Genomic DNA, 26281 nt, shown 5'->3' with positions numbered 1-26281 from the left:
CACTAAAGGTAGCATCAGGAAAATGCGTATTTACAACGATTATATCCACAGATACCCCACTAATGATTTTAATGACTTATAAAATTAATAACTGGAGCAACTTTTTTAATCGTTTGTTTGCTCAACATATTTTTTGAAATTATTTAAAATCGCCTGCCATCCTTGTTTTTGAAACTCAATCGGATGTGTAGTTTCAGCATCAAAAGTTTCAATTACTTCGATTTCGTTTTCTTGTTCTTTAAAAGTGATTTTTACTTTTCTTCCATCACCCATGGTATAAGCAATAATCTCATGTAATTTTACTTCATCATAGATTCCACCAAAATCGAAACCAGTACTGCTATCTTTGGCTTCCATTCTTGAAACGAATTTCCCACCTGGTCTTAGATCATTTTCGGCAAATGGTGTGTGCCAATCATCTGAAGGATTGTTCCATTTTGTTATATGATCCGGCTCTGTCCAATACTTCCACACCTTTTCTATGGGTGCTTGAATTGTTGTTTCTACTGTAACTTTTTTAAATGTTTGCATTTTATTTCTCTCCTTTATAAATACAAAAAATTTTAGAGATCTGTCCACATTAGATGCCTGGATTTATTATAAGTATTTTCGAGGGGTTTTAGTATAGAAATGTAGTAAATTAGGAGGGATTTGCGTTAAAACGAAATAACTTTATCTTCTAACATTGTGAAGAACACTTAAACAAACGGGTGCTTTAGTTCATTAACAGGGGTTGCTGCGGCAGCCTTTTTCTTATGGCACTAACGGGGCAGGATAGTTCAAGAGTGCATATGGAGTTGTTCAACAATTGGGCCATTTAATGGAATAACACAAATTGGATATTTATGTTAATATAGGTGTGAGTTTTGTGAAGAAATGTACTTAAACCTAACCAGCTAATAGAAGTTCTCAGTTATTCAATTAAAAGGCGCGCTTTAAGGATTTATAAAGTTTAGGGGGGATCTGTTTTGTTAAATGAACATACTAAAGGATTAAGTATTATTTCATCTTTATTAGCAATAGCAGGATTAGTTCTGATGTTTTCAAGTATTTCTTTTGGAACTACTCTAGGGGATTCTTGGGTTCTTAACCACGGAAATGGTGTCGCTGATACTGGCCAATACAACATGATTGTTAAGACTTATATAAATAACTTTGTAATTACTGGAAGCATACTGTTTAGTGCAGGTCTACTAACAGCTATATTTACTTACTTTACATCCGTACTATTCGGAAAAAAGGAGAACAACAATATCGTCTAATTGTTCTTCAACAATCGGGCGCGATTCTTGAATAAGGTTCGCTTTTCTTATAGAACTAACGGGTGCGTTAGCTGAAGATCGGAGCTGCCTTTAAGGCAGCTTTTTATTATGGAACTATCGGGGCAGGTTAGTTGCACAAGGATTATTTATTATTGTTGAAGAATATAAACTCATAAATAGTACAGGTTGAGGAGAGATATAGTGATAAAGGCAAATTAGAGTTAATAAAAGTTGTGAGTTTAGCTGTAATTGCAATTAGTTCAGCAATAATAGCCTGGAGAATGGGTAAAGTTGTTAATTACTTGTATGACTTAGTAATGTTATCAGGAAATGGCTAATTCCTTTCTTTCCTGCTAGGCCTTTTCTTAATTAACTAACGGGTGCGTTACTTTAATAAGCCATCCTTTTCTTTTATTAGGCTAGATAAAGGTTGACTCACAAAAACAATGTAAAAAAACTCGCAAAGTCCATATGGAAAGCGAGTTTACTTTTTTTATGTATATGTATTTTCATCCCTTCCATTTTTTTCTTACAGCTACAAACAGAAAAATAAAGAAAAACAGGATGAAAATGATTACAAATGGAATAATGGAAGTGAAAAATGTCACCCAGCCACTTGTCTTTTCTGGAGGTTCAACAGTGATGATGCCTTTACCTAATTTAGTTACGGCATCATTAATTCGACTCTGTGAATATTCACTGAATGGCACGTGCGTCACAAAGTTCTTGTTTTCATCATCCCCCTTAAGCTTCCAAATGATTTTAAATTCACTGCTTTCGGGCTGCATCGTTAGTGATGTAATGTCCCCACTCTCCAAATGATTATAGAACTCATCTTGGGTCATTTTCTCTGTTGATTCATTGTTATTATTAAAGATGATTATAATTCCAATGATGACCAAAAAGATCAGTAAATAGAATATGGTATTACGGAAGTTCCGATTCATTCCTTCCCTCCTCAACTGGTAAACAAACTATAGTAAATAGTATCATAGTAAATTAATCATTTATATTCCCTAGAATAATTAATATTCCAAATCCAATCACTACAATAATTCAAAAACACCCGAGAACTTTAACATAGTCTTTTCTTATTAAACTAAAGGGTGCGTTAGTTTAACAAAGGGTGGCTGCGGCAACCTTTTTCTTGTGGAACTAACGGGGCAGGTTAGTTCATTACAGTTTATAATATGAGTAGACTTTGATTTAGATTGAGGAGATAAAATAATGCGTTCTTTTTTGAGAAAAGAATTTTGGGATGATAGAAATAAACCTATTCTGTTTATACAGTTGGCATTGACAATCTTTGCAATAATATTATATTTCCAAACTTATGACAGTATAGATTACTTTTACTCTGGAATTTTAAGACTAATTGCAGGAATAATCACCCTTCTAATAGGAATTGAAAACTACATTGTTAAAAAAAGAGAATATATATTTTGGTTCATCCTAACGATATTGTTTTGTGGAATGGGGATAGACATATTAATGAACTAACGGGTGCTTTACTTCAATAAGAGAGTTGCTTTGGCAGCTCTTTTTTATTATGGAACTACCGGGGCAGGTTAGTTGAAGAATTATGTTTAACTATAAAAAAGAAAAACAAACAACAAAGAGGTGATTGTATGAAATATACTTGTCCTTGCTGTGGATATAAAACATTAGATGAAGAACCTCCAGGAACTTATGATATTTGTGAAACCTGTTTTTGGGAAGATGATGGTTACCAATATGAACATCCAGATGAGGATGGAGCAAATTATGTTTCCTTTAGAGAAGCACAACAAAATTTCAAAAAATTTGGGGCTAAAGGTGAAAGAAGTTTGCAGTATGTCAGAAAGCCAAATAAGTCCGATATAAAGGACCCAAATTGGAAACCGTTAGAGTGAGGGTACATATAGTAATTGATTATTTTGTTCTTCAACTACCGGGTGCTTTAGCTGAAGATCGGAGTTGTCATTAAGATAGCTTTTTCTTTATGCAACTATCGGGAGGGGAAATTTGAAATTGGACAAAACTCAAGTAAAGGTTTACTTCAGCTTGTATGGAGATGAATTTCCAATAAGTTATGTGACCGAAACGTTGAAAATTGAACCAACAAAAACCTATAAAAAGGGTGAAGTCATCATAAGACCTCATAATCCAAATGTTATTTCAACGAAAACTCTTTATCGAAAAGAAACAGCCTGGGAATTAAGTACGGGCTATCAAGAATCCTATGATGTGAAGGAACAAATGGACCAGATTTTAGGACCGTTAAAAAATAAAGCAGCTATAATAAATCAGTTAAAAACAAAGTATAAACTGGAATGTAAAATCATCATTGTTATTATTATGGAAAATGGAGATACACCGGGTTTGTATTTTGATAACGAACAGATTGAATTTGCAAATAGTATTAAAGCTGAAATTGATTTTGATTTGTATGCAAACCCTTATGAAAATGATTTTGACGACTAAAAAAGCACAAGGCAGGGAAGGGTGAAGTAAATGTGTGGAATCAGTTTCATTTTAGCTAACACCTATAAAGAAGCGTTTAAGGAAGAAACATATGTAGAGTTTGAAGAGGGAATACACTCATATCTTTTAAGCAGGGAAAAGGACTCTAATAATGAGTTTGGTCTACTTCTAAATCTTAATATTTATGGTGAAACAATATTGTATAGAGAAGAGATTAATGAATTAATAGGTATATGTGATGGCGTAATTAATAAATACAAAGGAAAGGACAAAGAACAAAAAGTTAGACGTTTTGCTAAAGAATTAAATTTTTTTTGCATAGAAGCGTTACAACGTAAAAAACATATATTTGCCATAGGTGATTAGTTTTAAATAGTTTTAAACTTGGTGCGTTAGCTCAAGATCAGAGCTATCTTTAAGGCAGTTCTTTCTTTATGCAACTAAAGGAGCAGGTTAGTTCAACAAGGAGTTATAATATATTAGATTCAGAAGCTTGTAAAAGTGATGGTTAAAAATGCATATAAAGTAACTAGATCTAGCTAAAATAAGAGAGGAAAGTTGATTTGAACATAGATATAGGGTTTCTCTTCCTTGTTCTTTTATCTCTAACAGGATTAATATTGTCCATTAGATATACTAAAGAGCAAGATAAAGATCAGAGTGATGTAGTAAGTGGAGCAGGAATCTTCGGTAATTTTGTTTATCTTTTGATAACTTTACTACCATTTAAGGTAAGAAAGGCGATATATATTATAGTGTGCCTTCTTATGGTCCTTTTGTTTTCTATTGGTTTATGGGAAGTATCCAAGGTTTAGTCATGCAACTAACGGGAGTTCAATAAGAGAGGTTGCTCAAGCAACCTTTTTGTTATGCAGCTAAAGGGGCAGGTTAGTTTAATAAGTGGAGTGTATTTGTAAGACGATGATTTTTGTAGAATTGCGCAGAAAATTGTCAGATAATTATAAATAAAACCTCGTTGGAAAAATGTATAATTAGTTATATCATTCTCAAGTTTATTAGGAGGTATAAAATTATCAATTTAATTAATGAGGTTGGATCAAATATTGGTTTAGATATTGAGTGGATAAATTTAATTCTTTTAGCTAAAGAGTCTGGTATATCTATTGATGAAATTAATTCTTAAATCAATCTTCGGGACCTCGATAAGGTCCTATTTTTATTTACACCTTTTATACTGTTGCACAGTTTATGATTCTTAGCATTATCATACATACGCATTAAATTGAAAAACTACCCTTAATGAACTAAAGGGGCAGTTTAGTTTAATAAGGATTATAATCTGGTTGTAGGAATAGAACCTATAAGGTGGTTAATAAATTGGAAACAAATGCTTTATTTTACAAGATTCAAAAGAGAACTATTTCGACTGAGGATTATGTAAATTGGTCGCACAACTTGTTAAAAACCGATGTGTCATCACCATCCGTAAATATTATTTCTTCATTTCCATTTGACGAAAATATTTTCGAAGTGGAAGTTTATTTTAAAAGAGCTTTGAATGAATTGGTAATAGAGAAACCAACCCTTGAGATATGTGCTAGAGCCTATATAGGTCATTTAGCAAATGAAATTATTAAAGAAAATAACCATTCATTGACCTTTGATTTTGCTTATATGATTTATCGGATTGTTGCTTCGGATTTAGATTATCCAAATGATTTGATGGAGTGGTATGAGATAAGTGAAATGATTGATGAACTACGAAATGGTGATATACCTTTAGAGTTTAATGAGAACGATGTAATATCAAGGATTAAAAATGAGGCAGGTAAATATTTTATTAGGGATTAGTATTTCTTCTTCAACTAACGGGTGCGTTAGCGCCATAAGAAGGCTGCCAATTGGCGGCCTTTTGAACGTATAATTCTTACAATTATAATACATTCAAGTTAAAGTGAAAAAGTGAGAAATATTTAAATAAAAAAAGTAAAGCCAAAAACTCTAGGTTTTCGTCTAATATTTGTAATAAGAGAAAAAGAAGGTGATGAAAATTGAAAGGTTAGTTAGAAAAGCACAAAAGGGTGACAAAAACGCTTTTGAAACATTATTTCAAAACTATAAAGAGGAAATTTATCGAACTGCTTTTATTTACATGAGAACTCAAGAAGATTCATTAGATATTGTACAAGAAGTAGCTTATAAAGCTTTTAAATCGATCAAATTCTTAAAAGAACCAAAGTACTTTAAAACATGGTTAATAAAGATTGTTATTACTTGCTCTATTGATATGTTAAGACAACATAAAAAAGTTTTTTCCATAAAACCCGAACACATGGAACTAATAACTATTGGTAAAGAAGAAGATATCGCATTATCTTTGTATTTACAAACTTTGATTGAAGAGATTAGTGAAATTGAAAAAAGCGTTATTCTTTTAAAATATTTCCATGATTACACTTTGAATGAGATCGCAATAACATTGCATATGCCTTTAGGCACAATAAAAACCACTTTGTATAGAGCATTAGAAAAGTTAAGGAAAAAATTAAATAAGGAGGATATCCTATGAAAAATAAAATAAAACAAGAACTTGAAAATATTGAAATACCCAAAGAGTTCGAACTGATGAGTCAAAAAGGAATTAACAAAGCCTACAGTGAAATGAATGACAATAGAAAAAAAACAAAATGGTTAATTGGGTTTATCGCAAGTGCTGCAATTCTATTGCTTAGTATTGGTTCATTGTCAACACCCGTTGTAAAGGCATCCATTCAAAACGCTCTAAATGTAATACTGGCTGATAAATTTGAAAAGATGGGAAGTGGAAGCGAAATACCACCCGAAGAAGTACTAGTAAGTGTTGAAGAAAACAGCAAAGGCGAATTAATAACAACATATATATCTGGTAGTAAAGAAAGAACTGAAAATGAAAACGGGGATTTTTCAGTATCAGATGGTAAAACTATCGCTTCTTACACAAAAAATGATAACAAATTTAAAATTGAAACCAACGATAATCCTGGACCACCTATCGAATCTAAAATTTTTTCGGAATTTGAAAAACAAAAAATTCAGTCTCTAGGAACGAAAACATTACTAGATAGAGATGCAGAAGTCTACAAAATAACTATAACAGGAGAAGAAACACTTGAGCTTTGGTTTGATAAAGCCACTGATGTCTTAGTACGAGAGATACAGATTATTGATGGTAAAACTTACGAAGAAGGGAAACTAATTTCACTAAAAACAATAGATAAGAAATCTAATTTGGAACTGTTTAAAATCGAAGCGCCTAAAGAGGCAAATATAATTGATCATACAAAAAAGTAAGCTAGGAAAAGTCCTAGCTTACTTTTTAATTTAATATGCTGCAAATGAAAGATAATGATAAGTCTTTTTACCAACTTGTCCATCAACCGTTAATCCTCTTCTCTTTTGAAAAGCTTTAACGGCTGCTTCACTTCCATCACCATATATACCATCAACTGTACCTGTATAGTACCCTAAACATTTTAATGTAACCTGAATGCCTTTTACATAATTAGGGTTGTTACCTCCATAACTTTTCTTTACTAAGAAGGAATTGCTAAAATCGATTGTTGTGTCATTTAGAACAACACCTAAAGTGACTCCACCACGGGCCGCATTTGAACATATCCCTTAGTGCCATTTGATTTAATCCAGGTATAACCAGCAGATTCAGTCCAAGGTTCATATGTTTTCGCCGTAGCAGCTTGACAACTAAATGACCTTGCATATTCTTTACCAACACTCAAAATTTGTCCATCATAATTTGAAGATGGAATATCTTCTACTCCCTCTGCATTTGCAGCAGGGGCCGAATATTATGGTTACAATGCTTATCTCTATTGGGATTGAACTAATTCAATTTATTGAAAATTCTACAGGGTCAGCGTTTGATTTATATTCTCGTTTAACAAACATTGATGATGTCATTCTAAATACCCTTGGAGGTGTGATAGGGGTATATATCTATCTTTTGTTTAATCATTTTATAAGTAAGGGAAAATCTGAAAGATTGCAAATTTGAAATAACGGGTGCTTTACTTCATTACCAGGAGCTGATTAGCAGCTCCTTTTCTTATGGCACTAACGGGGCAGCATTCCTGTATTAACTGAAATACTAAAAAGTATGTGAAGAGTTCTACTTAAACTAACGGGTGCGTTAGCTGAAGATCGGAGCTGTCTTTAAGGCAGTTTTTTCTTATGGGGGTGCCGCCAAAAAGGCCGGGCAAATACTGCCCGACCTTTCAACTATACCCCACGATATAGTTAATGGGATATTTATAATACGAAACTATAAAAATATCATTCCTCAATATGTATAGTTTTACTTTGCAAATAAGTGGTTGCCTATTCTAATGACTGTTTCCCTTGTGAAAATCCATTCATCTGTTGCCGAGAACGGATTATAATAATAAACAGAACCATGAGTAGGATCCCAACCTTGTAATGCATCAATAACAGCTCGATATGAATAGCTATTTGGGGTCAAATAATATTGCCCATCATGTACAGCTGTAAAAGCATTTGTCTGGAAAATAACATCGTAAGTATTTTTAGGAAAACCTGGCGTTGACATTCGGTTCAAAATTACTGCAGCGACAGCTACTTTTCCTTCATAAGTTTCTCCTCGAGCTTCTCCATAAACAACCCTGGCCATCATTTCAATACTATTTAATTTTTGTTGTGTTTGGAATCCAAAAACCCCATCTGGTAATATTCCAGAATCTAGTTGAAGTTGTTTAACTGCATGATCAGTGATTGCACCATAATACCCTGTTGGTTGACTATTAAAGTAACCCATTTTCTTTAAATTTTCTTGTAAGTCATAAACTGCTTGTCCTTGACTTCCATTGTGTAAAATTTCTTGAGCAAAGATTGAATTTGGTATAAAAAACATGAAACAAATAAAAACAACAAACGACATTTTTTTTACATTTAACATCAAATAATACCACATCCTTCGATTCATTTCCCTACTATTCTACTTTATCATACAAGAGAAATAGATTTATCTTACATTATTCCTATTTTAAACCAAAAATTAAAGAAATTTTCAGACGAATTTGTCTGTTTATTGGGATACCGCCTATCGCCATCAAGTTAAGAAAAAGGATTATACCCATAATGAAAAAATAAGCTATTCTTTGGTGTAAATGCTGCTGAAGATAGCTTTTTTCATTTTAGGGTATAAAGAAATTTTAACTAATGGGCATGCGGCAAGACCCCTTATGGCACTATCGGGGCAGGTTAGTTGAAGAACAGTAACAGAAAAGGTAGGGTAATTTGTAGGAGGTGCTAGTATTCGAGTTTTCTTTTGTTTTTTTTATTTGTTTCTTTTAAGTGGTCTAGTAATGGGTTCAATGGAAAGTGTATTTTTTACTGATATTTTTGGTAAGGCAGGTAAAGGTATTCCAACACTTTTTGCAATACCTTTACTTTATTTGATACGGGATCATTTTAAAGAGATAAAAGATCTGGATTTTGGAATGATGTTGTTTTTAAGTATTGCTTCTTTTACAGGACTTGCAGTCATCTTTGTTGTTTAGAGATGTTAAAAGGTGATTTTAAAGTTTTCTTCTTGAACTAAAGGGTGCTTTACTTCCATAAAGGAGTTGCTTTTGCAGCTCTTTTTTTATGGAGCAAAGGGGCAGGATAGTTCAAGAGTGCTGTTTGATCTTTGTTCAGCAATAGGGCCATTGTGGAAGATCAGCAGAAACTTTTGAGATCTTAATCAAAATAGTAATTAATCTATCGAAGTTGTAAAATAAGGGTAAGAATAGTTCTGGGGGGGGATTTATATCAATTATAATGCTATTAATCTAAGCGAGAAACTGTCCAAATTCAGTGAACACTGGTCGCCCAAAGTCATTGGTGAAATGAATGACTATCAGTTTAAGTTAGTTAAGATTCTGGGGGATTTTGTATGGCACGATCATAAAGACACCGATGAGGTATTCATCGTGATAGACGGCGAGATGTCCATCGCATTCCGCGATGGAGAGGTTAAACTTTCCAAAGGAGAAATGTATGTGATACCAAAAGGTGTGGAGCATAAGCCTTATGCTGAAAAGGAATGCCATATAATGCTGGTAGAGCCTAAAGGTGTAGTCAACACTGGTGAAACTAATTCCAAACTAACTACTGAAAATAATATATGGATTTAAACCAAGGATCAACATATAAAAGGAAGTTACATAGTTACATATTTTACAATCGGGCGCGATTCTTTAATAAGAATCGCTTTTATTATAGAACTAACGGGGTGCTTTACTTCATTATCAGGAGCTGATCAGCAGCTCCTTTTCTTATGCAACTATCGGGGCAGGATAGTTGAAGAGTGCTGTTATTCAACAATTGGGCCATTTAATTGAATACGTGTATATTTGAAATAAAGCTGCACTGCTTTGAAAAAACTCTGTATATAAGCGTGTGTTTGTTGAACAAGAAGTAAAAGGGTGATACAACATGACTAATATGTATCACCCCTTTTTGTAACTTTGTATGATTTTAGGTCTTGAAAAATTTCAAACCAACATAAAAATCGATTATTTCTCTCTAATCTGCTCCGTTAGACGGTAGGTTATTACCCAATACAAAAGGGCCAAAGCGCTGACAGAGGCACCAAATAGACATACTCCGATCCATCCATAGTTTGCGTATATATTGGTTGAAACAATTGAACCCATGGCACTGCCGATGGAATAAAAAATCATGTAAGCAGCAGTAAGTCGGCTTCTCGCCTCAGGACGCACTGTGAAAATCATACTCTGATTGGTGACATGTACTGCTTGCACAGCCAGGTCAAGAAAGATAACGCCAATGACTAATGCGATCAGTGAGTGTTCGGTGAAGCTGATTAGGAACCATGATGCTAGCAATAAAACTAGGGCTATGCAGGTTGTTCGCTGCCCTAAACCTCGATCAGCCAGACCCCCAGCATGAGCAGCAGCTAATGCTCCGGCAACTCCAGCAAGACCAAACGCTCCAATAGCGGTATGTGAAAGAGAGTATGGTGGAGCACTGAGAGGAAGCACCAACGAAGTCCACAATGTACTAAACGCTGTAAAAATCAGCAGAGCCAGTACTCCGCGGATGCGTAGGATTCGTTCTTGCATGAACAATGTGAGCACCGAACGAAGCAGCTGCGGATAGGATAGTGACTCTCTTTCGCTTTCATCATGCGGGAGGACTCGGAACAACACGCCAGTCATGATGAGCATCATGGCGGCAGAAACTAGATAGACCGAACGCCAACCGGCGAGATCGGTTAGTACACCAGCGAATGTTCGTGCGAGCAGAATGCCGATCACGACTCCACTTTGCACCAAGCCGACTATACGTCCACGCTCGGCTGGGGGAGCCAAAGTCGATGCGAACGCTACGAGCACCTGAGTCACCACAGCAAGCAGTCCGACCGCAGCTAATCCCGTGAAAAGCACTGTGATGATGGGGGCAATGCCAACCACAATCAGAGACAACACGGATAAAAGCATCTGACCGATGATTAGCCGACGTCGATTCAGTAGATCACCGAGCGGTACCAGCAGTAGCAGTCCTAGCGCGTAACAAAGCTGAGTAATGGTAATGACAATGCCGATGGATGAATGGGCGATACCGAACTCGGTCGCCAGTGAGTCTAGCAACGGTTGTGCATAGTATATGTTGGCGACAGCCATCCCACAGGCTGTTGCAAACAATAGTGCCATATAGCGAGTCATGGTTGATCCGGATACTATTTGTAACTGATCTGTTTTCGTATCATGATCTTCAACTTTAATTGTTGTTTTTTCTTTAACCTTCACCTTTACCATTACTTACATCCCCTTTTTTTGTACTTAACAGTATAATATATCGTTCGGTACAAAATGATTCCTAATAAAGGATAACCAACAAAACGTTTTGATGTCAAGTAAGTTATGCAGTTATTTGAATGCTGTTCTTGAAAGTATCATCACAATTTGACAATAGAACTTTAATTAAATAAAATCATAATATACCGATTGGTAATTAAAAGGAGGATTAATTATCCATGAATCAAATACCGGGGAATAACGAATTAACTGAATTATCTGGGGGCGATTCACCATCTCCAAAATTCCTACAGACAAACGAACAGATTATAAAAAGCTTCTTTGAAGTTGTCAGATCAGGTTGCAATCCCGAACAAGCTAAGTTTTTTATGGCGAAAGAGGTAAGAGCACATCAAGTGAATTCAGAAAGCATGGTGACAATTAAAAGGTCACCTGAGAATTATGCTGAGCATATAAGAGAAATGATAGATTCATGGGGGGAATTTAAAATTGAAATTCAAGAATTAATTTCTCAAAATCAAAAAGTTCATGTCAGATGGAAGCAGACAGGAATGCATATTGGAGAGTATGAGGGTTATCTGCCTACAAATAAAGAGGTTATTGAAATAGGTAGTGCCGTATACCGATTAGAGGAACGAAAAATAGTGGAATACTGGATTCAAGTGGACAGATTCGGAATCATTGAGCAAATAAAAAAGAATCAAGAACAAGATTAATTATCTAATGAAGAAATTTTGTTTTTTGAAATGAGGGATTTATTATGGTTCGACAACGTGAATTTGATGAGGAAAAAGCGTTGGATGATGCTATGTTGCTTTTTTGGGAGAAGGGGTACAAGGCTACTTCGCTAAGCGATTTGACTGCCAAAATGGGGATACAACGACCAAGCTTATACTCAGCTTTTGGAGACAAAGAGAAATTGTTTGAGGCTGCATTACGCAAATATACAAAGCTACATGCTTCCCATATTCGAACAAAACTTCAAAACAATCTATCTGTAAAGGAAGCATTTCACACATTTTTTGAAGATTTGGTGGAAGAGGAATATAAAGAAAGTCCGAACAAGGGGTGTTTTTGCATTAATACAATGGTGGAACTTGCCCCTCACGATGAAAAATTTGAAATCCTTACAAGGGAGCATCAGATGTATCTTTCGATCATATTTCAAGAAACGATTGTCCGAGGTATTCGCTCAGGTGAGCTCGAAAGCAGCCTTAATGCTAAAGTTTTAGCACAGACACTAGTCGTTTCATTAATCGGACTTACCGTGTTAATGAAATCTCGTCCAGAGCGTTCATTTGTAGATAATTCTGTAGCGATGATATTATCATTATTAAAATAAATTCATCAAAATTCCAGTTTTATCAATCATGTCAGTCTCTGTGAATAAATGGGGTTTGTATAATGCCCAATCTATAAAATCGATTGCAGCTGTAATGCTAATTTTTATTAACTAAGTTACGGCAAGTTTTTTAATAAAAGAATGATTCATTAATTATATTAAAAGCGTATTTTGATCAATCTTTTTTCAAAACACGCTTTTTCTTTTTGGTGCGTTTATCAAGGTTATTAGTATCAATTTGATCAAACTTTATTTAAAGTAACAATACCATTGAGTTTTCACATTAGTTAACAGCGATACTAACTAATATTAGAAAAGTATTCTTCATTAAGAAGGATTGCTTTTTCTTATGCAGCTAAAGGATCAGGTTAGTAGAATAAGGTTTTTGGAACTTTTTAAAGTAATATCCTCTAAAAATAAGGGGGAGCGCGATAAAATGTGGTGTGTTTTTATTGGTATAACACTTCTTCTTTTGGTAATTGCAGGATGTCAATCAAATAATATTGAGGAAGTAGAACTTATTTATCGTTTAAATTTATTCCCCCATGGCAAAAATGTTTTAAAAAAGAGGTGATTTATTATAGCTACTATTAAAGTTAATGATAATGGTTCATTACGTGTATCAGGGAATGTAGAGCTAGTCGATGGTGAAGGGAATAAAATTGAAACAAAAGAAGCCTTTTCCCTATGCAGATGTGGACTTTCCGATAATAAACCTTTTTGTGACGGATCCCACAAAAGTAATTTCGAAAGCGTAGTTAGGGCAGAATAAAGCTAGTGGGACAGAAGCTTTAGGGCACCCTTTTGGGAAATCGAACCCAAAAAGCTGCCCGATTCATTTTTCTTTTACGAAAGAGTATGTATTCCTTGAGATTGAACTGCACCCCAATTGTTAGACACAACTAACAATGGAGGTGCAGTTCATGATGGAAATCGGCTTTTTTAATAGGTGACATTTCCTTAGCGTTGTAAATCCGCATTTTCCTGACGCTACCCCATACCCATCAAGCTAACAACGTAAATGACTAGATATGAAATGATCCTTGTTTCAAAACTAGCGAGTGATGGAATAGTAGGCATACCGAAGAAGCCTATTAAAACGCGATTTTTTCGCTAGGCAGCTTGTCTATGCTTCACCGTCGTTTCATACACGACCCCTAGAATATCAAATACAGTCATCTTCTTATACCTATGACATTTACGACTGTTCTTTTTTAGCAGCTGATAAAGGCGATGCAGAATGTTCAAAAGTTCTTCTGTGCCAACTGCTATCGCTTGAAACAGTAACGGAAAGTAATCTTTAATCATATAAATCGCTTTGTATTCACTCAACTCCTGCTTTTTCTTTTCAAGCAGAAGCTGTCGCATTTGAAACATCGTAGAAGAACAGAGGAGAATGCCAATGAGTTGTCCATATAAATGGCACTCTAGGCGTTCTTTTTTGATCGTTTTGCATTCATCAATTTCAAAGAATGACTTCCATGTTTTAAATAAAATCTCAATCTGCCAACGCAGGGAATAGAGGGAATGGACATAATCAGTGGGGACTTCTTCTGGCGATGTGTTCGTGATATAGACGTTCATTCCCATCAAGCGCTTACTTTTCTCCTTCATGACAATGCCTTTCTTCTTTTCACGTATCGCTTGGTTTTTCAGGCGTGTTTGCGTTTGGTCGTCGGTTAAACGATGAATCATGACACGTGCTGGAAGCTTCTGATTTTGGCCCATGTATGCCTCGTGGATTTCTATCGTTTCACCAGGGGGTAGACCAGACATCATTTGTGTCATATCAAGCTGGATGTATTCGGTGTGCTTTTTTAACGTGCCATTGTTGAAGAATTCGGGCTCAGGGTTCTTGATATAAATGCGTGTATTCAGCTTCAATCGCGAGATAAAGTAAGCCTCTTTATCATGAATGGCTTGTAAGTCTCCTAAATCGAAGTAACCAAGATCACGCAAACACAAATCGCCTGCCTCTACGGTTTCAAGGCAGATGGTACCGTATGTTTTATCATTATTCTTTCCTGGTCCAAGTTGCACGTTAAGAAATTGACCACTAAGTAAATCATATTCCAATTGGATTTTCACGCCTGCCGTATGACTACTCCCACCAGAACCTCGATAGTCAGTGGCGAAATGATCAGGCAGTTGAAAAACTGTCGCATCTAAAATACGGATACGATTGAAAGTAGAGATCATGTGTGCAGAAAGCGATTGATTTGAACAGAATTTTTGTGTGAGAAGAGAAGTAAAGACTTCTCGAAGAAATGCGACAGCTGCTGGATTAAAGCGTTGATTCAGCCCTTCTGGGCTTATTAATACACCCGTCGAAGCCTCTAAACGACTACATAATTGCGTAAGTGATGTACTAGCGACTTCTTGGCTGAGCCAAACGCAAAGGGCGATAAGTCCATTTGCTTGATACTTACTAGATCGTTGTACAAAGCCCACCTGTTTGGCAGTTTCTTGTAGGACAATTGGAGATAGAAAACGTTGTAATTCTTGTGCAAAAAGTGTCAGTTCACTGGAGATGATAGGATTCATAAAAAAAACACCATCCTTTCTCGTAAACCCCAATAGGGGCATGGAAGCTGTGCGTCTACTTGCCATTGTGTCGTTACGAATCTATTTGTATTTGAAGTACCATTATTAATAGACTTTTTGACTACTTTTGTATTCGTATCAACTATATCATCATTCATTTTACATTATCTGTAGTCGCTAGTTCTTCGGATACACTCTCGGTCCCTACCATTTCACGTTCTACCAGTAGACAGACCGCCTCACTGATAGATAAACCTAGTTCTTCGCAGTAACCCTTGAAAAAAGAAGACCCCTCCATTTAGTGAAAGGAGGGGTCTTCTTTGTCAAAAACTAAACATATTAATTAGTAAAGACCCCTAATTAGTACCTTATTGGATCTTTGATTGCAAAAACGATGATGATTCCAAGAAATAAAATTATAAATATTCTCTGTTTTATTAACCATGTTCGTAAACGTTGTATTTGGGCCTTTTTTGAACTATTACATCTTTACTATTCTAAAAGTTTTATAACCTGTAATAGCATTAAAGCTTCTTTCTACATAATCATTTGTATGACCAGAAAGTTTAAGATTGCTAGATGACTTTGAATAAACCCACATACCATGAGTATATCTATCTGCATCAGCTTTCTTAAATTGTATTACATCGCCAGCCTTAGCATTATCAATGATTTTCTGTTTACTTGTACTGCTATACCCCTTTTGTGTTCTTGTTAGGTGGGAATACATATCTGGAACTACTGACCATGATTTACTTCTTCCCTTTCCACCTTTTGGTAAGCTCTTAATATACCAATACTTATTATCGGATGTTAATTTTGCGGTGCTTTGATTAACAACCTGTCTTCTTCCACCAGCAGATAATATTTGAGAGACAAAGTTAGTACAATCATTTGAATATTCAGGGTAGTTTGGGTTATAGTCATGGGCATATTTTTTAGCATAATTTCTACCAGCAGCAACATCTACTGTCCCAGTTTTATATGCTACAATTGTGCTTTCTCTTGTCAATTCATCTGCTGCTTCTTGTTCTTCAATTTCCTTTGCCATTTCACCAAGTGTTATGTCACTAATTGAATCTAATTCGGCACTAATTTCTTCTTCAGATTCATTTAAAGACAATACGCTATCTTTTTCTACTTCAGTTTCTACTATTGATGTTCTATACAAATATTCTGCTAAATAAGCTGTAATCAATCCGTAATCATCTCTAGCTGCTAATTGTTCGTCAGTATCATTATCTAATTGTTCAATAACGTATGTAGTAAATTCCTCTGAACCAATATTAAATGAGTACCCGTTTGCTTTCAAATACTCAACTAAAATATTTTCTACTTCTCCAAATGTATAATCATCCCTTTGCTTCTCAGCCGCCGAACCTTGATTAGCATTCAGAAAAAGTCCAAAAACTAATAATGTAAAAACAAAACACGAAATTAATTCTTTTTTCATATAACTCCTCCTAATTTTTAGTGCAAATTTAATTATACACATAAAAAGTAAAAAATGTAATATAATTCAATTTTATACAAATTAATTCATTAAAAAAATATACCCTTATCAGAAGATAAGGGTATTACTAGTATTGATTTTGTTCACTTTGTACTATTTATCCAATTATCAACTTCTTTTTGTATCTCTTTTTCCAATTCGTGAACAGTATCTTCTTTTTGGTTAATTGCTTTTTTGGCATATTTTTTAGGAAACATTTCTTCAATTGATTTTGTATATTCAGCGCCATCTTCTGGAATCCTATACTCTTTTACTACATATGCATTTTTCTCTTTAGCTAATTTAATCAAAACAGGATAAGAAAACCCAGCTTTAATTTCGTCACCAGTCCCTTTATCATATCCCTCATAAACAGTGTGAAGATAAACGCTAGTTATACCATCTTTTTCCTCAGTCCCATAAATCTTGTGAGCTTCGAATTGTTTATCAGTCGAACTGACAGAATCTTTACCTTCTTCTATTATTGTATCTGTAATGATTTTATCCATATCCTCTGTCACTGTAACCTCACTATTAGAACATCCAATAATAACTACAGATAGAGCTAGAAACATGGCTAGGACCTTATTCTTTCCTAATGAGAATTTCAAAAAAAAACCTCCTGAACAGTCTAATGTATTTATCCTTTTATTAACAGTTAAATTATAACATTTTTTTGTCGTATTTTATAATTTAAAATGGTGGATTGGTTTTGCCTTAACTTAACTTTTGTAATTACTTTATTCCCAACATCTTTTTCATGAAATTCCCCTTATATAACTTTTTATAACTACGTTCCCTTAATTTACCATAAGCTATTAAAGTAAACTATCTTTTTTTATAAAAATAAAATATGAACATGATATTTTCACAAACCCAGTGATATCAATGGGTTTATGGTAACTCTAAAAATGCGCATGACAAAAAAAACCACATGCCCATCAAGGCAAGATATCATAATACCCCAGAACGAAAATTTTGTGCATCTTACTCGTTATTATCGTTTTGGGGTAACTCGTTATTGTTAGCTTGATGGCGATGTGACGCTACCCCTATTCATTCTTGTTACACCTGTTTTTTCACTTATGTTTTTCACTTATTCATTTTCATTGAGCAAACGGATTATTTCATTGGAACTACTTGGCTAATTATTTGAATAGTCTGGAAACTTTCGGTATAATAGAAAAAAGGTCAAGGAGTTGGTTTCCTATGGAGAAGAATTTGGCTAATACACCACCACAACCTGAAATAAACGTCAAGGATTCTGAATTTGCTGAAATGGTGATAAACAAAGCCCTTCTTAATTTCCGAAAAGAGCAAATCCGAAAAGAGATTGACCAGTCATTACAGGATAGAAACAAAGAAGAATTCCTACGATTAACAGAGGAATTGAACAACATTCCTTAAAATGTTGTTTATAAAATGAACTTAACATATTTGTAACTTTAAGAAGTGCGCTAAAACGCCAATCCCATATCTAAGGGATTGGCGTTTATTTAATTTTTATCGATTAAGCACGATTTTATAAATAAGTTATTATTTGTTCCAAAACCCGTCCTTTTCTGAACACACCACTGTTCGATTTGAAAAGGACGTTTTTATTGCCTTTATCGTAACAAAACTCTGTTCATTATTCTACGTTCAATAACCTATCTATTTTTATCTTATGTTACAAAAAATATAAAGGAATAATAAGAAAGAGTGATTTGAGTGTAATTGGATATGCACGTGTGTCGACGGGATGACAAAATTTAGATTTACAGATGGACGCTCATACGCAATATGGCTGTTCCAAAATTTTTCACGATAAAATGAGTGGGGCAAAAAGACAGCGTCCTGGTTAGAGGAAACACTTCAGTACACGTGAAGGCGATACGATTGTTGTTTGGCGATTAGATCGATTAGGACGCAATATGCAAGATTTAATTCAAATTGAACGTGGTGTGGGCTTTCACAGTCTACAAGAAAATTTAACAATGGACAAAAGTAATGCCACAGGCCAATTGATGTTTCATTTGTTTGCGGCATTTGCGGAATTTGAACGTAATTTAATTGAGGAACGTTCGGCTGCCGGACGAGCTGCAGGTAGAGCACGTGGTCGACTTGGAGGACGTCCTGGAAAATTTGGACCGAAAGATATTGAAATGATGAAATCACTAATTGAAAATGGTACACCGATTAAAGACGTCGCAGAAAAATGAGGTGTATCTCGAACAACGATTTATCGGTATTTAGAAAAGCAGGAATAATGAAGAAACCCAGCTAATCTTCTCTTATGAAGGTAGCTGGGTTTTAAAGTTGCAAAATAAGTGCAAATTATCGCCTAAAGTGACATCCTTTCAATCTACTTATCTAATTCATTTATTATACAACTTAAATTTTACACACAAAATCCACTTAAAATAGCATTTTTAATAATCTACTATGAGTGTACTCAAAATTTACATTTTGAATGTGTGTTATTGTAACATTGTGTTAATAACTGTACTCTCCTTTATTTATTAAGGTTCCAGATAACTTTGAAAAACTAATAAACATTAAAGGCCCGTCAATAGACCTGTTTTTTGTACAAAAGAAGGATGGTCACCAAGTTTCGACGAATATATCAATATACTTTGTGGAGGTGTTGGATATGGGGATTTGTTGTGGAGAGTGTCACGTTGAATTAAAGAGTGATGATTATGTCACATTGGATGAATTTAGCACGCTAAGGCACACATATTGCGGTTATGCTCTTATTGCCGAGCTGATCAAAGACATTGGTACTTATCAAAATATCAAAACGAAGTATTGGTTTTCCCGTGAGCTTACTAAATGAAAATCGGTGAAATCTTGGAGTTAATTAAAACTGATAAACCAGCGAATATTGCCAAAAGGGCTGATGTTCATCTTTCAGAAAAATTACTAAGAAAAGCATTGAATAAAGCCGGTTATGAGTATAGAAATTCAGGCGAAAAAGGCTGGTATTTCGTTGGTGAAGGTGACGAGGAAACGGTACAAGAGCAGCTTATTTATGACTTTGCAACAGCAGGAAAAGCAAAGGCGAACGTTTCAACTAATGTAAATAAAGAACCTATTAACAATACCAACTTAACAATACCAACCAACGTTCTAACGTTGGCATAAAACGTGGTAAAGAACAGGTTAAACAAGCAAACGAACAATCAGCACCAACCATGGAACGAACCAACGTTATAAGAAAACGTTCTTCATTCGATATGGATGTTGAACTTATGAAGGAACTAAAAATACAAGCAATCATTCATGATAGGACGGTTTATGAACTAGTTGAAAGTGCCGTAAGGCACTATTTAGCTGAATTAAAGGGAGAATGACGGAAAGGAGTGCTTATATAGCATTTTGGAGTCCTATCAGCAAACACAAAAAGCCCCCCAAAAAATGGGGCTTTTTGTGTTTTTTTTTAAAAGCTCTGTTAAATAATGTTGCTGAGTTTCTTGATGAACTAACGGGGCAGATTAGTGCCATAAAGGATGGAATATTTTCCTATAATTGTGAAGGGTTTTTGGTAAGATGTCTTTATGGAGAAGTGATTAGCCATTTTAAATTTACGAAAAAGGATATGTTACAAACAATGAATAAAGATAATAATAGTGATTCATTCCGAGACATGAATTTATTTAATAAGATATTTGTCATTACAGCTTTAACATTCCTTGCTATCCTGTCCATTTCATTTGTTTTAGGGATTTTTTTCTTAGGCATTGCAGGTTTTTTCAGTTTATTCGGAGTGCAGTATGAATCTCTTTATTCACTCTTAATTTTTGTTTTGTTTTTCTTTCTTCTCGGTTTTATATTTGATTTATTCTCCATCGCCTTCATCAAGTTATCATCACAATATGTGTTAGGTAAATATCAATTATTTATCACACGCATCGTCATTGATTGCACATTTACTTGATTGTCATTACACACAGTAGATGAATTCATGAATAGTATTACCATTCCAGTGACAATAGAAATCGGTGCCGTTCTATTATTCTTCTTTATTGAAGTTGCCTTTGATGATAAAGATAAAGAAAAAAATAAAAAGTAAATCAATAACCTAATAAAAGCAATGCTTCCATCAAGTAGATGGGAATAAACCATAATAGGTGAATAAATAAAATAAATCATTCAAATTCAAGTGAAAAAATCCCCTTCTTCAACTAACGGGTGCTTTACTTCAATAAGAGAGGTTGCTGAGGCAGCCTTTTTCTTATGGCACTAACGGGGCAGGTTAGTTCCATAAGGAACCTAATCTGAGTAATTTTATTGTATCTTCTAAACAGAATTTTTCTGTGCTATTATTATTTATACAAATATTACCATCATAAATAAACAAACACCCCCTCTTCCTAATTAGATTTTTTATTATTCGATATCACAATGAATACAAAGTTGAGTGAAATATATCTAAAAAGATCTCAAAGGAGTGAAACCAATGTAAACAAATATTTTTCTCTTAGAAAAATTAAATAAGAGGGGTTGTTTGCATTGAAGAATAAATCATTTAATGTATTGATAACAGGACAATCTTTAGCAAATGCTGGAGATGTTTTTTATATTGTTGCGATTATAACAAGCGTTTACAATGTAACAAATTCTTTATTTTATGTTTCATTGGTTCCTGTAATAAATATGCTTGGAGGGTTTTTAGGAGGATTATTAGCACCACTACTCATAGATCGATACAAGTTAAAAAAGATTTTATTTAATTCTCAATTAGTTAAAACTTGTATCTTACTTGTGCTAACCCTGTACGTATCATTATTATTATCTAAAGATTCGATTGAAACGGTTTATATAATTATTTTCTTTATCACTTTTTTAGATAGTTTCGCTAATCCAGCAAGTAGTGCATTAATACCTCAACTTGTTTCGGAAGAAAACTTATTAAAAGCAAATAGCCTTATGTCTTCTATACATCAATTCATTCAGATGGGTGGATGGGCTGCAGGTGGTATATTAGCAGCATTTTTGCATTCTAATGGGCTATTAATGTTGACGTTTAGTTTGTATGTATTATCAACATTCTTGCTGGCATTCGTTAAAGTCAAAGAAAAGAAACAATCTGAAGAACTTGAAGAATTATCAGTAAAGGAAATTAAAATGACTTCAATGTTTGAAGGTTGGAGATTAATTGCAGAAGATAAGAGGCTGCGTGTCCTTCATTTAACCTTATTTTTTGGTTCTATAGCTAGTCCAGTTTGGGTATCATCCATTCTATACCCTTTTATAGACAAAAGGCTAAGTGTAGGAACTGAGTGGTGGGGTTATATAAACACCTCTTTATTATTAGGCTTATTTCTAGCAGGAATACTTGCATATAGACAATCTGAATTCATTAACAAAAATATTCAGAATGTGCTATTGCTTGGAGGCTTTATGGTCTTTCTAATGACTCTTTTATTTGGAGTTAATGTAAATCCCATACTTTCTCTTTTGCTTATTGGTTTATATGGTTTATTCGAAGAACTAAGGATGATTTCTATTCATACAATCATCCAAAGTTTAGTTAGGGAAAAGCTTTTGGCTAAGGTTTATGCAGTTCAGAGTTCTTTAATAATGGCAACATTCGGGTTATCAACTCTTATGATGGGAATACTGGGCCAGCGATACAGCATTGTAGTTGTATTTATTGTTGCCTCGATTTCCTTATGTTTTTCATTTATTAATCTTATTACCTCTAGAAAGTATTTAACAATATCTATAGATGGAGCTAGCAAAAACTTTGAAAACCAATTGTAAACTTTTTAAACAATAAGCCAACGGTTCCGTTGGCTTATTTAATGTAGAATGTCTTTTGTTTCGTTATGACACAAACTGTGCAATTAGTCTTAATGAACTAACGGGTGCGTTAGCTTAGGAATGGAACTGTCTTTAAAGGCAGTTTTTTCTTTATGCAACTAAACGGGGCAGATTAGCTTTTGAATTGACTAAGGTTTTATAATATATTGTTTAGAGGAGATGGATAATATGATTAAAGGCTTATATGAGGTTCATCTGCCAGTTCATGATTTACAACGTTCGATGGAGTTTTATGAAAATCTTGGATTGGACTTACGAATAGGGGTAGTACCAGCGAAGCTGTCACCACCCGCAATAAGGAAATGTCAAGATTACAATAAGTATTTAATTTTAATACTTCAAAAACACATGCCCCCATCCTGTTTTAGATGGGGGTAAAATAAAGTTGTTATATTTTTTATAAAGGATGCTTTAACAAAAAAGTCGTTTAAAAATCTAAGTTTTATTCAAACAATTGCGCCCGATGTTGAATAATACTCCTCTAAAGTTAATAGGGTCAGTTAAAATCGATTTAGTAACGCTTAACGGTAAAGTTCATTATCTATTACCCAGTACTTCTGCTAAAACTGGGATAGAAGAAGAGGAGCCTTTTCTAGATACTGCAAGCGAAGCAGCTTTTGATGCAACTGTAAGTGCAAATTTAATATCAGATTTCTGGGAAATCATGCTAAGGAAATAACCCAAGAAAGTGTCGCCTGCTGCCGTTGTGTCTTTCACTTTGACTTTATAGGCCTCTTGCTTATATTCTTGTACATTGTCTCTATATACGACACCATTTGTGCCTAAAGTTAACACAACCTTTAAATTGCTATAGTTTGATAGTAAGTAATCGAGTACTCTGTTAGGTGATTTTTCCCCACTAATTTCTCGTCCCTCGATTTCATTTAGTATTAGAAAATCAATTTTTGAAAAGTCTAAGTTCTTAATAGACTCACTTATTGGAGAGGGATTAAGCGCAATGGTTAACCCCTTTTTATGAGCAGCATTAACCAGGTAATCTAAACAGTTTATTTCGTTTTGCAGAACTAGGATATCATCAGAATTGAAGTCCCCTAATACTTTATCAATATGTTCAACAGTTATTTCCTTATTCGCCCCACCATAGAGTAAAATGCAATTTTCACCTGTCGAAGCCACTTGAATAATGGCATGCCCTGTTATCGAACCGTCTTCATATATTCCCTCAACACTAATTCCTTCTAATGCTAATTCTTGTTTTAGAAACAGACCATCTTTGCCAATTTTACCTGCATGAAAAACCTGTGCACCAGATTTTGCAAGAGCTATAGATTGATTTAATCCTTTTCCACCTGGATACTCAGCATAACTGAACGAAGATAACGTTTCACCTCCTGTAACAAAGCGAGGAACTGTATAAACTATATCAATGTTTAACGATCCAAAATTTAAAAATTTCATCAAAACACCCCGTAATGTTAAATTACCAATAATTCTAATAACCGTTTCTTGAACAACTGATTGTCAATGGTCTTACAGACCGCTGCATTAGGAGAATTGCCACCAAAGCCATCTGAGATAGCTAATTTACTCCCATCATTTATGATAACTTGGCCATAAGTTGCTTCTTCTGTGGTACACACATAGCAGTAACATAACTTGTCTTCAAGAACGATATCATCCCATAATACAACACCCATTGCCACTGCATCAGGCAAATCAACAAAGTGCCCTCCACTTGCTTGTAGGTTGTATTCTAGAAGGGAACGGTTACATTGAACGGCAAACACTGCTTCTTCCTTTTGGCTCGCCATTAAAAATTCCATATCTTCTCTATTCCAAGCTGCTTCGCCTAAGCAAATATCAAAGCCGATAATACTAATAGGAATTCCTGATTGCATCATAATGCTATATGCTTCTGCATCTACATATACATTAAATTCGGCTACAGGTGTAGTGTTTCCAGGGCCAAACCCAGCAGTACCCATCGAATAAATACGCTTAACTTTTTTCATGGTTTCAGGCTCTTTTAATATGGCAAGTGCTATATTTGTAACCGGACCTATAGTAACAATTTCTATTTCTTCTGAATTTTTTTCTACCAAGTCTAAGATCATGTCAACTGCGTGTCCAGGTTCAGGATTAATGGTAGGATGAATTAAGTTATCATCTCCCATACCATCTTCACCATGTACATTAACTGCTGTTACAAGATCTCTCATTAGTGGTTTAGCTGCTCCTACATAAATAGGTGGCTTTTGGGCATTCGTTACTTCTACAGTCATTAAGGCATTGTTAGTTGAGAGTTCCAGAGGTACGTTTCCACAAACAGTCGTAATAGCCAGAACATCAACTTCCGTTGATTTTAGTGCCATCATTAACGCAACTGCATCATCACTTCCTGTATCTGTATCAATAATTATTTTTCTCATTTTCATTCCTCCAATAAATAGATTTGAAGTCAGTATATACTGTAGATTATTATTAAAATAGGTCATTTGACCAAAGCCCAAGATCAAAAAGAAATGGTTGGTGAGGAAATGAACCTTGAAATGATTATTAACAAGGCCCCAGATGAAATAAAAAAAGAGTTTATTTATCGTAAATATCTAAAAGGCAGCTTTATTATTCATCCTTTTGAAGATAACGATTACCTATATATATTAATTAAAGGTAGTGCTGAAGTCTTTAGACAAAGCTCTAATGGTTCAATGATTTCTCTATATAAATATCATTCATATAGTTGTTTTGGAGAAGTTGAGATTTTTAATAAAGACATAAAAACTCTAAGTGTCACTGCGAAAACAAATTGTGAAACGATAGCTATTCATAAGACATTGGTTTACAAATGGATGCAGCAAGATTTTAATTTCACTTCTTATTTGATAGAACACTTAGCAGCAAAATTAATTACAAGTTCGGATACTGTAGCTAAACTATCACTTTTAACAGTTAAGGACCGTATTTTGTACAGTATTCATGCTCATTACAAAATTGGTGATTTAAAAACATTGACCAAACACGCACTCTCAAGCGAGGTATGTGCTCCAATAAGAAGTCTAAATCGTTCCATTTCTCAATGTATAAACGAGAACTACATTGACTTTAAAGAGAAGAGATTCAAGGTGGTTTCAATAGTAAAGCTTGAAAATTATCTTGAAAAAATCTTTTAAAAGGTCCTATAAATTTCTTCAATAAACATACTAAGATTAGAAGCACAGACCTTCGCCAGGGACTGTGCTACTATTTTTTATATAGTAGAAGAGAAGTTAAGATCGAGGGTGGTTTGGAACTTTAAGTTCGTACAAAAAACAGGCCGACTTGACAGCCCTTATGTTTTTCGAAGGGGAACTGATAAAGAAATTGAAGCAAAAAAATCTTTAATAAGTGCGTTCATTAGACATGTGAACCAGATTCGTAAGAATATAAGGCACTTTGGAGCACAAAATAAAGTCTTACGAGAAGATTTTAATAGAAGTCCCTTAATGAACTAACGGGTGCGTTACCTGAAGATTGGAGCTGTCTTTAAGGCAGCTTTTTCGTGCGCCCGGCATGGGTGCAATCTATAGGGTGGAAGTCCCGAATCATGAAGGCAGTAGTAGTGGTTAGCTTA

The 26281-nt window shown here is 34.6% G+C and carries 30 protein-coding genes and 2 pseudogenes; 22 read left to right on the top strand and 10 right to left on the bottom strand.

The annotated features are described in order from the left end of the window. Positions 1–105: 105 nt before the first annotated feature. A complete protein-coding gene (locus tag SB775_RS19840; RefSeq protein ID WP_410862915.1) occupies positions 106–531 on the bottom strand; it encodes an SRPBCC family protein in 426 nt (141 codons plus the stop codon). A gap of 437 nt (positions 532–968) precedes the next feature. Between SB775_RS19840 and SB775_RS19835 the strand changes: the two genes are divergently transcribed. Then, the gene (locus tag SB775_RS19835) at positions 969–1262 is read left to right on the top strand and encodes a hypothetical protein (RefSeq protein ID WP_410862913.1); all 294 of its coding nucleotides are present in this window, start codon (positions 969–971) and stop codon (positions 1260–1262) included. A gap of 509 nt (positions 1263–1771) precedes the next feature. On the opposite strand, the gene SB775_RS19830 is transcribed toward SB775_RS19835, so the two are convergent. Next, a complete protein-coding gene (locus tag SB775_RS19830; RefSeq protein WP_410862912.1) occupies positions 1772–2209 on the bottom strand; it encodes an ATP-dependent metallopeptidase FtsH/Yme1/Tma family protein in 438 nt (145 codons plus the stop codon). 280 nt (positions 2210–2489) lie between these two features. Between SB775_RS19830 and SB775_RS19825 the strand changes: the two genes are divergently transcribed. The 8 genes from SB775_RS19825 (at position 2490) to SB775_RS19790 (ending at position 7016) form a co-directional block, all read left to right on the top strand. Next, a complete protein-coding gene (locus tag SB775_RS19825) occupies positions 2490–2762 on the top strand; it encodes a hypothetical protein (protein ID WP_410862910.1) in 273 nt (90 codons plus the stop codon). Between the two features lie 128 nt (positions 2763–2890). Continuing rightward, positions 2891–3154, top strand: coding sequence for a CPCC family cysteine-rich protein (locus SB775_RS19820; protein WP_410862908.1), 264 nt, complete (start codon positions 2891–2893; stop codon positions 3152–3154). A gap of 118 nt (positions 3155–3272) precedes the next feature. Further along, positions 3273–3725, top strand: coding sequence for a DUF4279 domain-containing protein (locus tag SB775_RS19815; RefSeq protein WP_410862957.1), 453 nt, complete (start codon positions 3273–3275; stop codon positions 3723–3725). 30 nt (positions 3726–3755) lie between these two features. Further along, positions 3756–4091, top strand: a complete 336-nt coding sequence (locus SB775_RS19810) for a hypothetical protein (RefSeq protein WP_410862907.1) — start codon at positions 3756–3758, stop codon at positions 4089–4091. Positions 4092–4701: 610 nt separating this feature from the next. After that, complete coding sequence (locus SB775_RS19805; protein ID WP_410862905.1) at positions 4702–4869, top strand: anti-repressor SinI family protein; 168 nt, start codon at positions 4702–4704, stop codon at positions 4867–4869. 194 nt (positions 4870–5063) lie between these two features. Continuing rightward, entirely contained in the window at positions 5064–5537 is a 474-nt protein-coding gene (locus SB775_RS19800) for a hypothetical protein (RefSeq protein WP_410862904.1), read from the top strand. 193 nt (positions 5538–5730) lie between these two features. After that, complete coding sequence (locus tag SB775_RS19795) at positions 5731–6255, top strand: sigma-70 family RNA polymerase sigma factor (RefSeq protein WP_095392373.1); 525 nt, start codon at positions 5731–5733, stop codon at positions 6253–6255. Continuing rightward, the gene (locus SB775_RS19790) at positions 6252–7016 is read left to right on the top strand and encodes a LolA family protein (protein WP_410862902.1); all 765 of its coding nucleotides are present in this window, start codon (positions 6252–6254) and stop codon (positions 7014–7016) included. The genes SB775_RS19795 and SB775_RS19790 overlap by 4 nt, the downstream gene beginning before the upstream one ends. 30 nt (positions 7017–7046) lie before the next feature. Here SB775_RS19790 and SB775_RS19785 read toward each other — a convergent pair whose 3' ends face one another. Further along, a complete protein-coding gene (locus tag SB775_RS19785) occupies positions 7047–7214 on the bottom strand; it encodes a peptidoglycan-binding domain-containing protein (RefSeq protein ID WP_410862955.1) in 168 nt (55 codons plus the stop codon). 217 nt (positions 7215–7431) lie between these two features. Between SB775_RS19785 and SB775_RS19780 the strand changes: the two genes are divergently transcribed. Then, positions 7432–7737 (top strand): VanZ family protein, encoded by a 306-nt coding sequence (locus SB775_RS19780; RefSeq protein ID WP_410862900.1) that lies wholly within the window; start codon positions 7432–7434, stop codon positions 7735–7737. A gap of 300 nt (positions 7738–8037) precedes the next feature. On the opposite strand, the gene SB775_RS19775 is transcribed toward SB775_RS19780, so the two are convergent. Then, on the bottom strand, positions 8038–8655 hold the full coding sequence (locus SB775_RS19775; RefSeq protein ID WP_089364839.1) for a cell wall hydrolase: 618 nt from the start codon (positions 8653–8655) through the stop codon (positions 8038–8040). A 409-nt stretch (positions 8656–9064) separates the two neighbouring features. Here SB775_RS19775 and SB775_RS19770 point away from each other — a divergent pair, with 409 nt between their 5' ends. Both SB775_RS19770 and SB775_RS19765 read left to right on the top strand, forming a co-directional pair. After that, positions 9065–9259, top strand: coding sequence for a hypothetical protein (locus tag SB775_RS19770; RefSeq protein ID WP_089364840.1), 195 nt, complete (start codon positions 9065–9067; stop codon positions 9257–9259). A 252-nt stretch (positions 9260–9511) separates the two neighbouring features. Then, complete coding sequence (locus SB775_RS19765; RefSeq protein ID WP_410862953.1) at positions 9512–9877, top strand: cupin domain-containing protein; 366 nt, start codon at positions 9512–9514, stop codon at positions 9875–9877. Between the two features lie 381 nt (positions 9878–10258). On the opposite strand, the gene SB775_RS19760 is transcribed toward SB775_RS19765, so the two are convergent. Then, positions 10259–11431 (bottom strand): MFS transporter, encoded by a 1173-nt coding sequence (locus tag SB775_RS19760; RefSeq protein WP_410862951.1) that lies wholly within the window; start codon positions 11429–11431, stop codon positions 10259–10261. A gap of 311 nt (positions 11432–11742) precedes the next feature. On the opposite strand from SB775_RS19760, the gene SB775_RS19755 reads away from it, so the two are divergent. From SB775_RS19755 to SB775_RS19745, 3 genes are all read left to right on the top strand, one after another. Next, positions 11743–12240: an ester cyclase gene (locus tag SB775_RS19755; RefSeq protein ID WP_410862899.1), complete on the top strand. Its 498-nt coding sequence runs from the start codon at positions 11743–11745 to the stop codon at positions 12238–12240. A gap of 44 nt (positions 12241–12284) precedes the next feature. Further along, positions 12285–12866: a TetR/AcrR family transcriptional regulator gene (locus SB775_RS19750; protein ID WP_089364843.1), complete on the top strand. Its 582-nt coding sequence runs from the start codon at positions 12285–12287 to the stop codon at positions 12864–12866. 577 nt (positions 12867–13443) lie between these two features. After that, positions 13444–13638 carry a CDGSH iron-sulfur domain-containing protein gene (locus SB775_RS19745; RefSeq protein WP_081109037.1) on the top strand — a complete coding sequence of 65 codons (195 nt, stop codon included), beginning with the start codon at positions 13444–13446 and terminating at the stop codon, positions 13636–13638. A gap of 341 nt (positions 13639–13979) precedes the next feature. Here SB775_RS19745 and SB775_RS19740 read toward each other — a convergent pair whose 3' ends face one another. From SB775_RS19740 to SB775_RS19730, 3 genes are all read right to left on the bottom strand, one after another. Continuing rightward, entirely contained in the window at positions 13980–15410 is a 1431-nt protein-coding gene (locus tag SB775_RS19740) for an IS4 family transposase (RefSeq protein ID WP_410862950.1), read from the bottom strand. Between the two features lie 481 nt (positions 15411–15891). Continuing rightward, positions 15892–16863 carry an amidase domain-containing protein gene (locus SB775_RS19735; protein WP_410862897.1) on the bottom strand — a complete coding sequence of 324 codons (972 nt, stop codon included), beginning with the start codon at positions 16861–16863 and terminating at the stop codon, positions 15892–15894. A gap of 143 nt (positions 16864–17006) precedes the next feature. Next, a complete protein-coding gene (locus SB775_RS19730) occupies positions 17007–17513 on the bottom strand; it encodes a hypothetical protein (RefSeq protein ID WP_201221175.1) in 507 nt (168 codons plus the stop codon). Between the two features lie 598 nt (positions 17514–18111). Here SB775_RS19730 and SB775_RS19725 point away from each other — a divergent pair. The 6 genes and pseudogenes from SB775_RS19725 to SB775_RS19700 all read left to right on the top strand — a co-directional run bounded on the left by SB775_RS19725 (position 18112) and on the right by SB775_RS19700 (position 22650). Beyond that, the gene (locus SB775_RS19725) at positions 18112–18309 is read left to right on the top strand and encodes an IDEAL domain-containing protein (protein ID WP_410862895.1); all 198 of its coding nucleotides are present in this window, start codon (positions 18112–18114) and stop codon (positions 18307–18309) included. Between the two features lie 356 nt (positions 18310–18665). Then, positions 18666–19100, top strand: a pseudogene (locus SB775_RS19720) (recombinase family protein); the annotation flags it as partial. 434 nt (positions 19101–19534) lie between these two features. Next, entirely contained in the window at positions 19535–19720 is a 186-nt protein-coding gene (locus SB775_RS19715; RefSeq protein ID WP_410862893.1) for a hypothetical protein, read from the top strand. Next, positions 19717–20028 (top strand): hypothetical protein, encoded by a 312-nt coding sequence (locus SB775_RS19710; RefSeq protein ID WP_410862891.1) that lies wholly within the window; start codon positions 19717–19719, stop codon positions 20026–20028. The genes SB775_RS19715 and SB775_RS19710 overlap by 4 nt, the downstream gene beginning before the upstream one ends. 205 nt (positions 20029–20233) lie before the next feature. After that, positions 20234–20956: pseudogene (locus SB775_RS34705) on the top strand (YrvL family regulatory protein). 440 nt (positions 20957–21396) lie between these two features. After that, positions 21397–22650 carry an MFS transporter gene (locus tag SB775_RS19700; RefSeq protein WP_410862889.1) on the top strand — a complete coding sequence of 418 codons (1254 nt, stop codon included), beginning with the start codon at positions 21397–21399 and terminating at the stop codon, positions 22648–22650. A gap of 597 nt (positions 22651–23247) precedes the next feature. Here the strand turns inward: SB775_RS19700 and SB775_RS19695 are convergent. Then, positions 23248–24129: a ribokinase gene (locus SB775_RS19695; RefSeq protein WP_410862887.1), complete on the bottom strand. Its 882-nt coding sequence runs from the start codon at positions 24127–24129 to the stop codon at positions 23248–23250. Positions 24130–24146: 17 nt separating this feature from the next. Next, positions 24147–25100: a nucleoside hydrolase gene (locus SB775_RS19690; RefSeq protein WP_410862886.1), complete on the bottom strand. Its 954-nt coding sequence runs from the start codon at positions 25098–25100 to the stop codon at positions 24147–24149. A gap of 66 nt (positions 25101–25166) precedes the next feature. On the opposite strand from SB775_RS19690, the gene SB775_RS19685 reads away from it, so the two are divergent. Beyond that, complete coding sequence (locus SB775_RS19685; protein WP_410862884.1) at positions 25167–25841, top strand: Crp/Fnr family transcriptional regulator; 675 nt, start codon at positions 25167–25169, stop codon at positions 25839–25841. The last annotated feature ends 440 nt before the right edge of the window (positions 25842–26281 follow it).

Source organism: Peribacillus sp. SIMBA_075 (assembly GCF_046534585.1).
This window is presented reverse-complemented; position numbering and strand designations above follow the sequence as displayed.

Excerpts from the sequence above, each read along its gene's own strand:
- SB775_RS19840 (WP_410862915.1), bottom strand. The coding sequence starts at position 531 with ATGCAAACATTTAAAAAAGTTACAGTAGAAACAACAATTCAAGCACCC.
- SB775_RS19830 (WP_410862912.1), bottom strand. The coding sequence starts at position 2,209 with ATGAATCGGAACTTCCGTAATACCATATTCTATTTACTGATCTTTTTG.
- SB775_RS19825 (WP_410862910.1), top strand. The coding sequence starts at position 2,490 with ATGCGTTCTTTTTTGAGAAAAGAATTTTGGGATGATAGAAATAAACCT.
- SB775_RS19820 (WP_410862908.1), top strand. The coding sequence starts at position 2,891 with ATGAAATATACTTGTCCTTGCTGTGGATATAAAACATTAGATGAAGAA.
- SB775_RS19810 (WP_410862907.1), top strand. The coding sequence starts at position 3,756 with ATGTGTGGAATCAGTTTCATTTTAGCTAACACCTATAAAGAAGCGTTT.
- SB775_RS19795 (WP_095392373.1), top strand. The coding sequence starts at position 5,731 with ATGAAAATTGAAAGGTTAGTTAGAAAAGCACAAAAGGGTGACAAAAAC.
- SB775_RS19790 (WP_410862902.1), top strand. The coding sequence starts at position 6,252 with ATGAAAAATAAAATAAAACAAGAACTTGAAAATATTGAAATACCCAAA.
- SB775_RS19780 (WP_410862900.1), top strand. The coding sequence starts at position 7,432 with ATGACCTTGCATATTCTTTACCAACACTCAAAATTTGTCCATCATAAT.
- SB775_RS19775 (WP_089364839.1), bottom strand. The coding sequence starts at position 8,655 with ATGTTAAATGTAAAAAAAATGTCGTTTGTTGTTTTTATTTGTTTCATG.
- SB775_RS19770 (WP_089364840.1), top strand. The coding sequence starts at position 9,065 with ATGGGTTCAATGGAAAGTGTATTTTTTACTGATATTTTTGGTAAGGCA.
- SB775_RS19760 (WP_410862951.1), bottom strand. The coding sequence starts at position 11,431 with ATGACTCGCTATATGGCACTATTGTTTGCAACAGCCTGTGGGATGGCT.
- SB775_RS19755 (WP_410862899.1), top strand. The coding sequence starts at position 11,743 with ATGAATCAAATACCGGGGAATAACGAATTAACTGAATTATCTGGGGGC.
- SB775_RS19750 (WP_089364843.1), top strand. The coding sequence starts at position 12,285 with ATGGTTCGACAACGTGAATTTGATGAGGAAAAAGCGTTGGATGATGCT.
- SB775_RS19740 (WP_410862950.1), bottom strand. The coding sequence starts at position 15,410 with ATGAATCCTATCATCTCCAGTGAACTGACACTTTTTGCACAAGAATTA.
- SB775_RS19735 (WP_410862897.1), bottom strand. The coding sequence starts at position 16,863 with ATGAAAAAAGAATTAATTTCGTGTTTTGTTTTTACATTATTAGTTTTT.
- SB775_RS19725 (WP_410862895.1), top strand. The coding sequence starts at position 18,112 with ATGGAGAAGAATTTGGCTAATACACCACCACAACCTGAAATAAACGTC.
- SB775_RS19715 (WP_410862893.1), top strand. The coding sequence starts at position 19,535 with ATGGGGATTTGTTGTGGAGAGTGTCACGTTGAATTAAAGAGTGATGAT.
- SB775_RS19710 (WP_410862891.1), top strand. The coding sequence starts at position 19,717 with ATGAAAATCGGTGAAATCTTGGAGTTAATTAAAACTGATAAACCAGCG.
- SB775_RS19695 (WP_410862887.1), bottom strand. The coding sequence starts at position 24,129 with ATGAAATTTTTAAATTTTGGATCGTTAAACATTGATATAGTTTATACA.
- SB775_RS19690 (WP_410862886.1), bottom strand. The coding sequence starts at position 25,100 with ATGAGAAAAATAATTATTGATACAGATACAGGAAGTGATGATGCAGTT.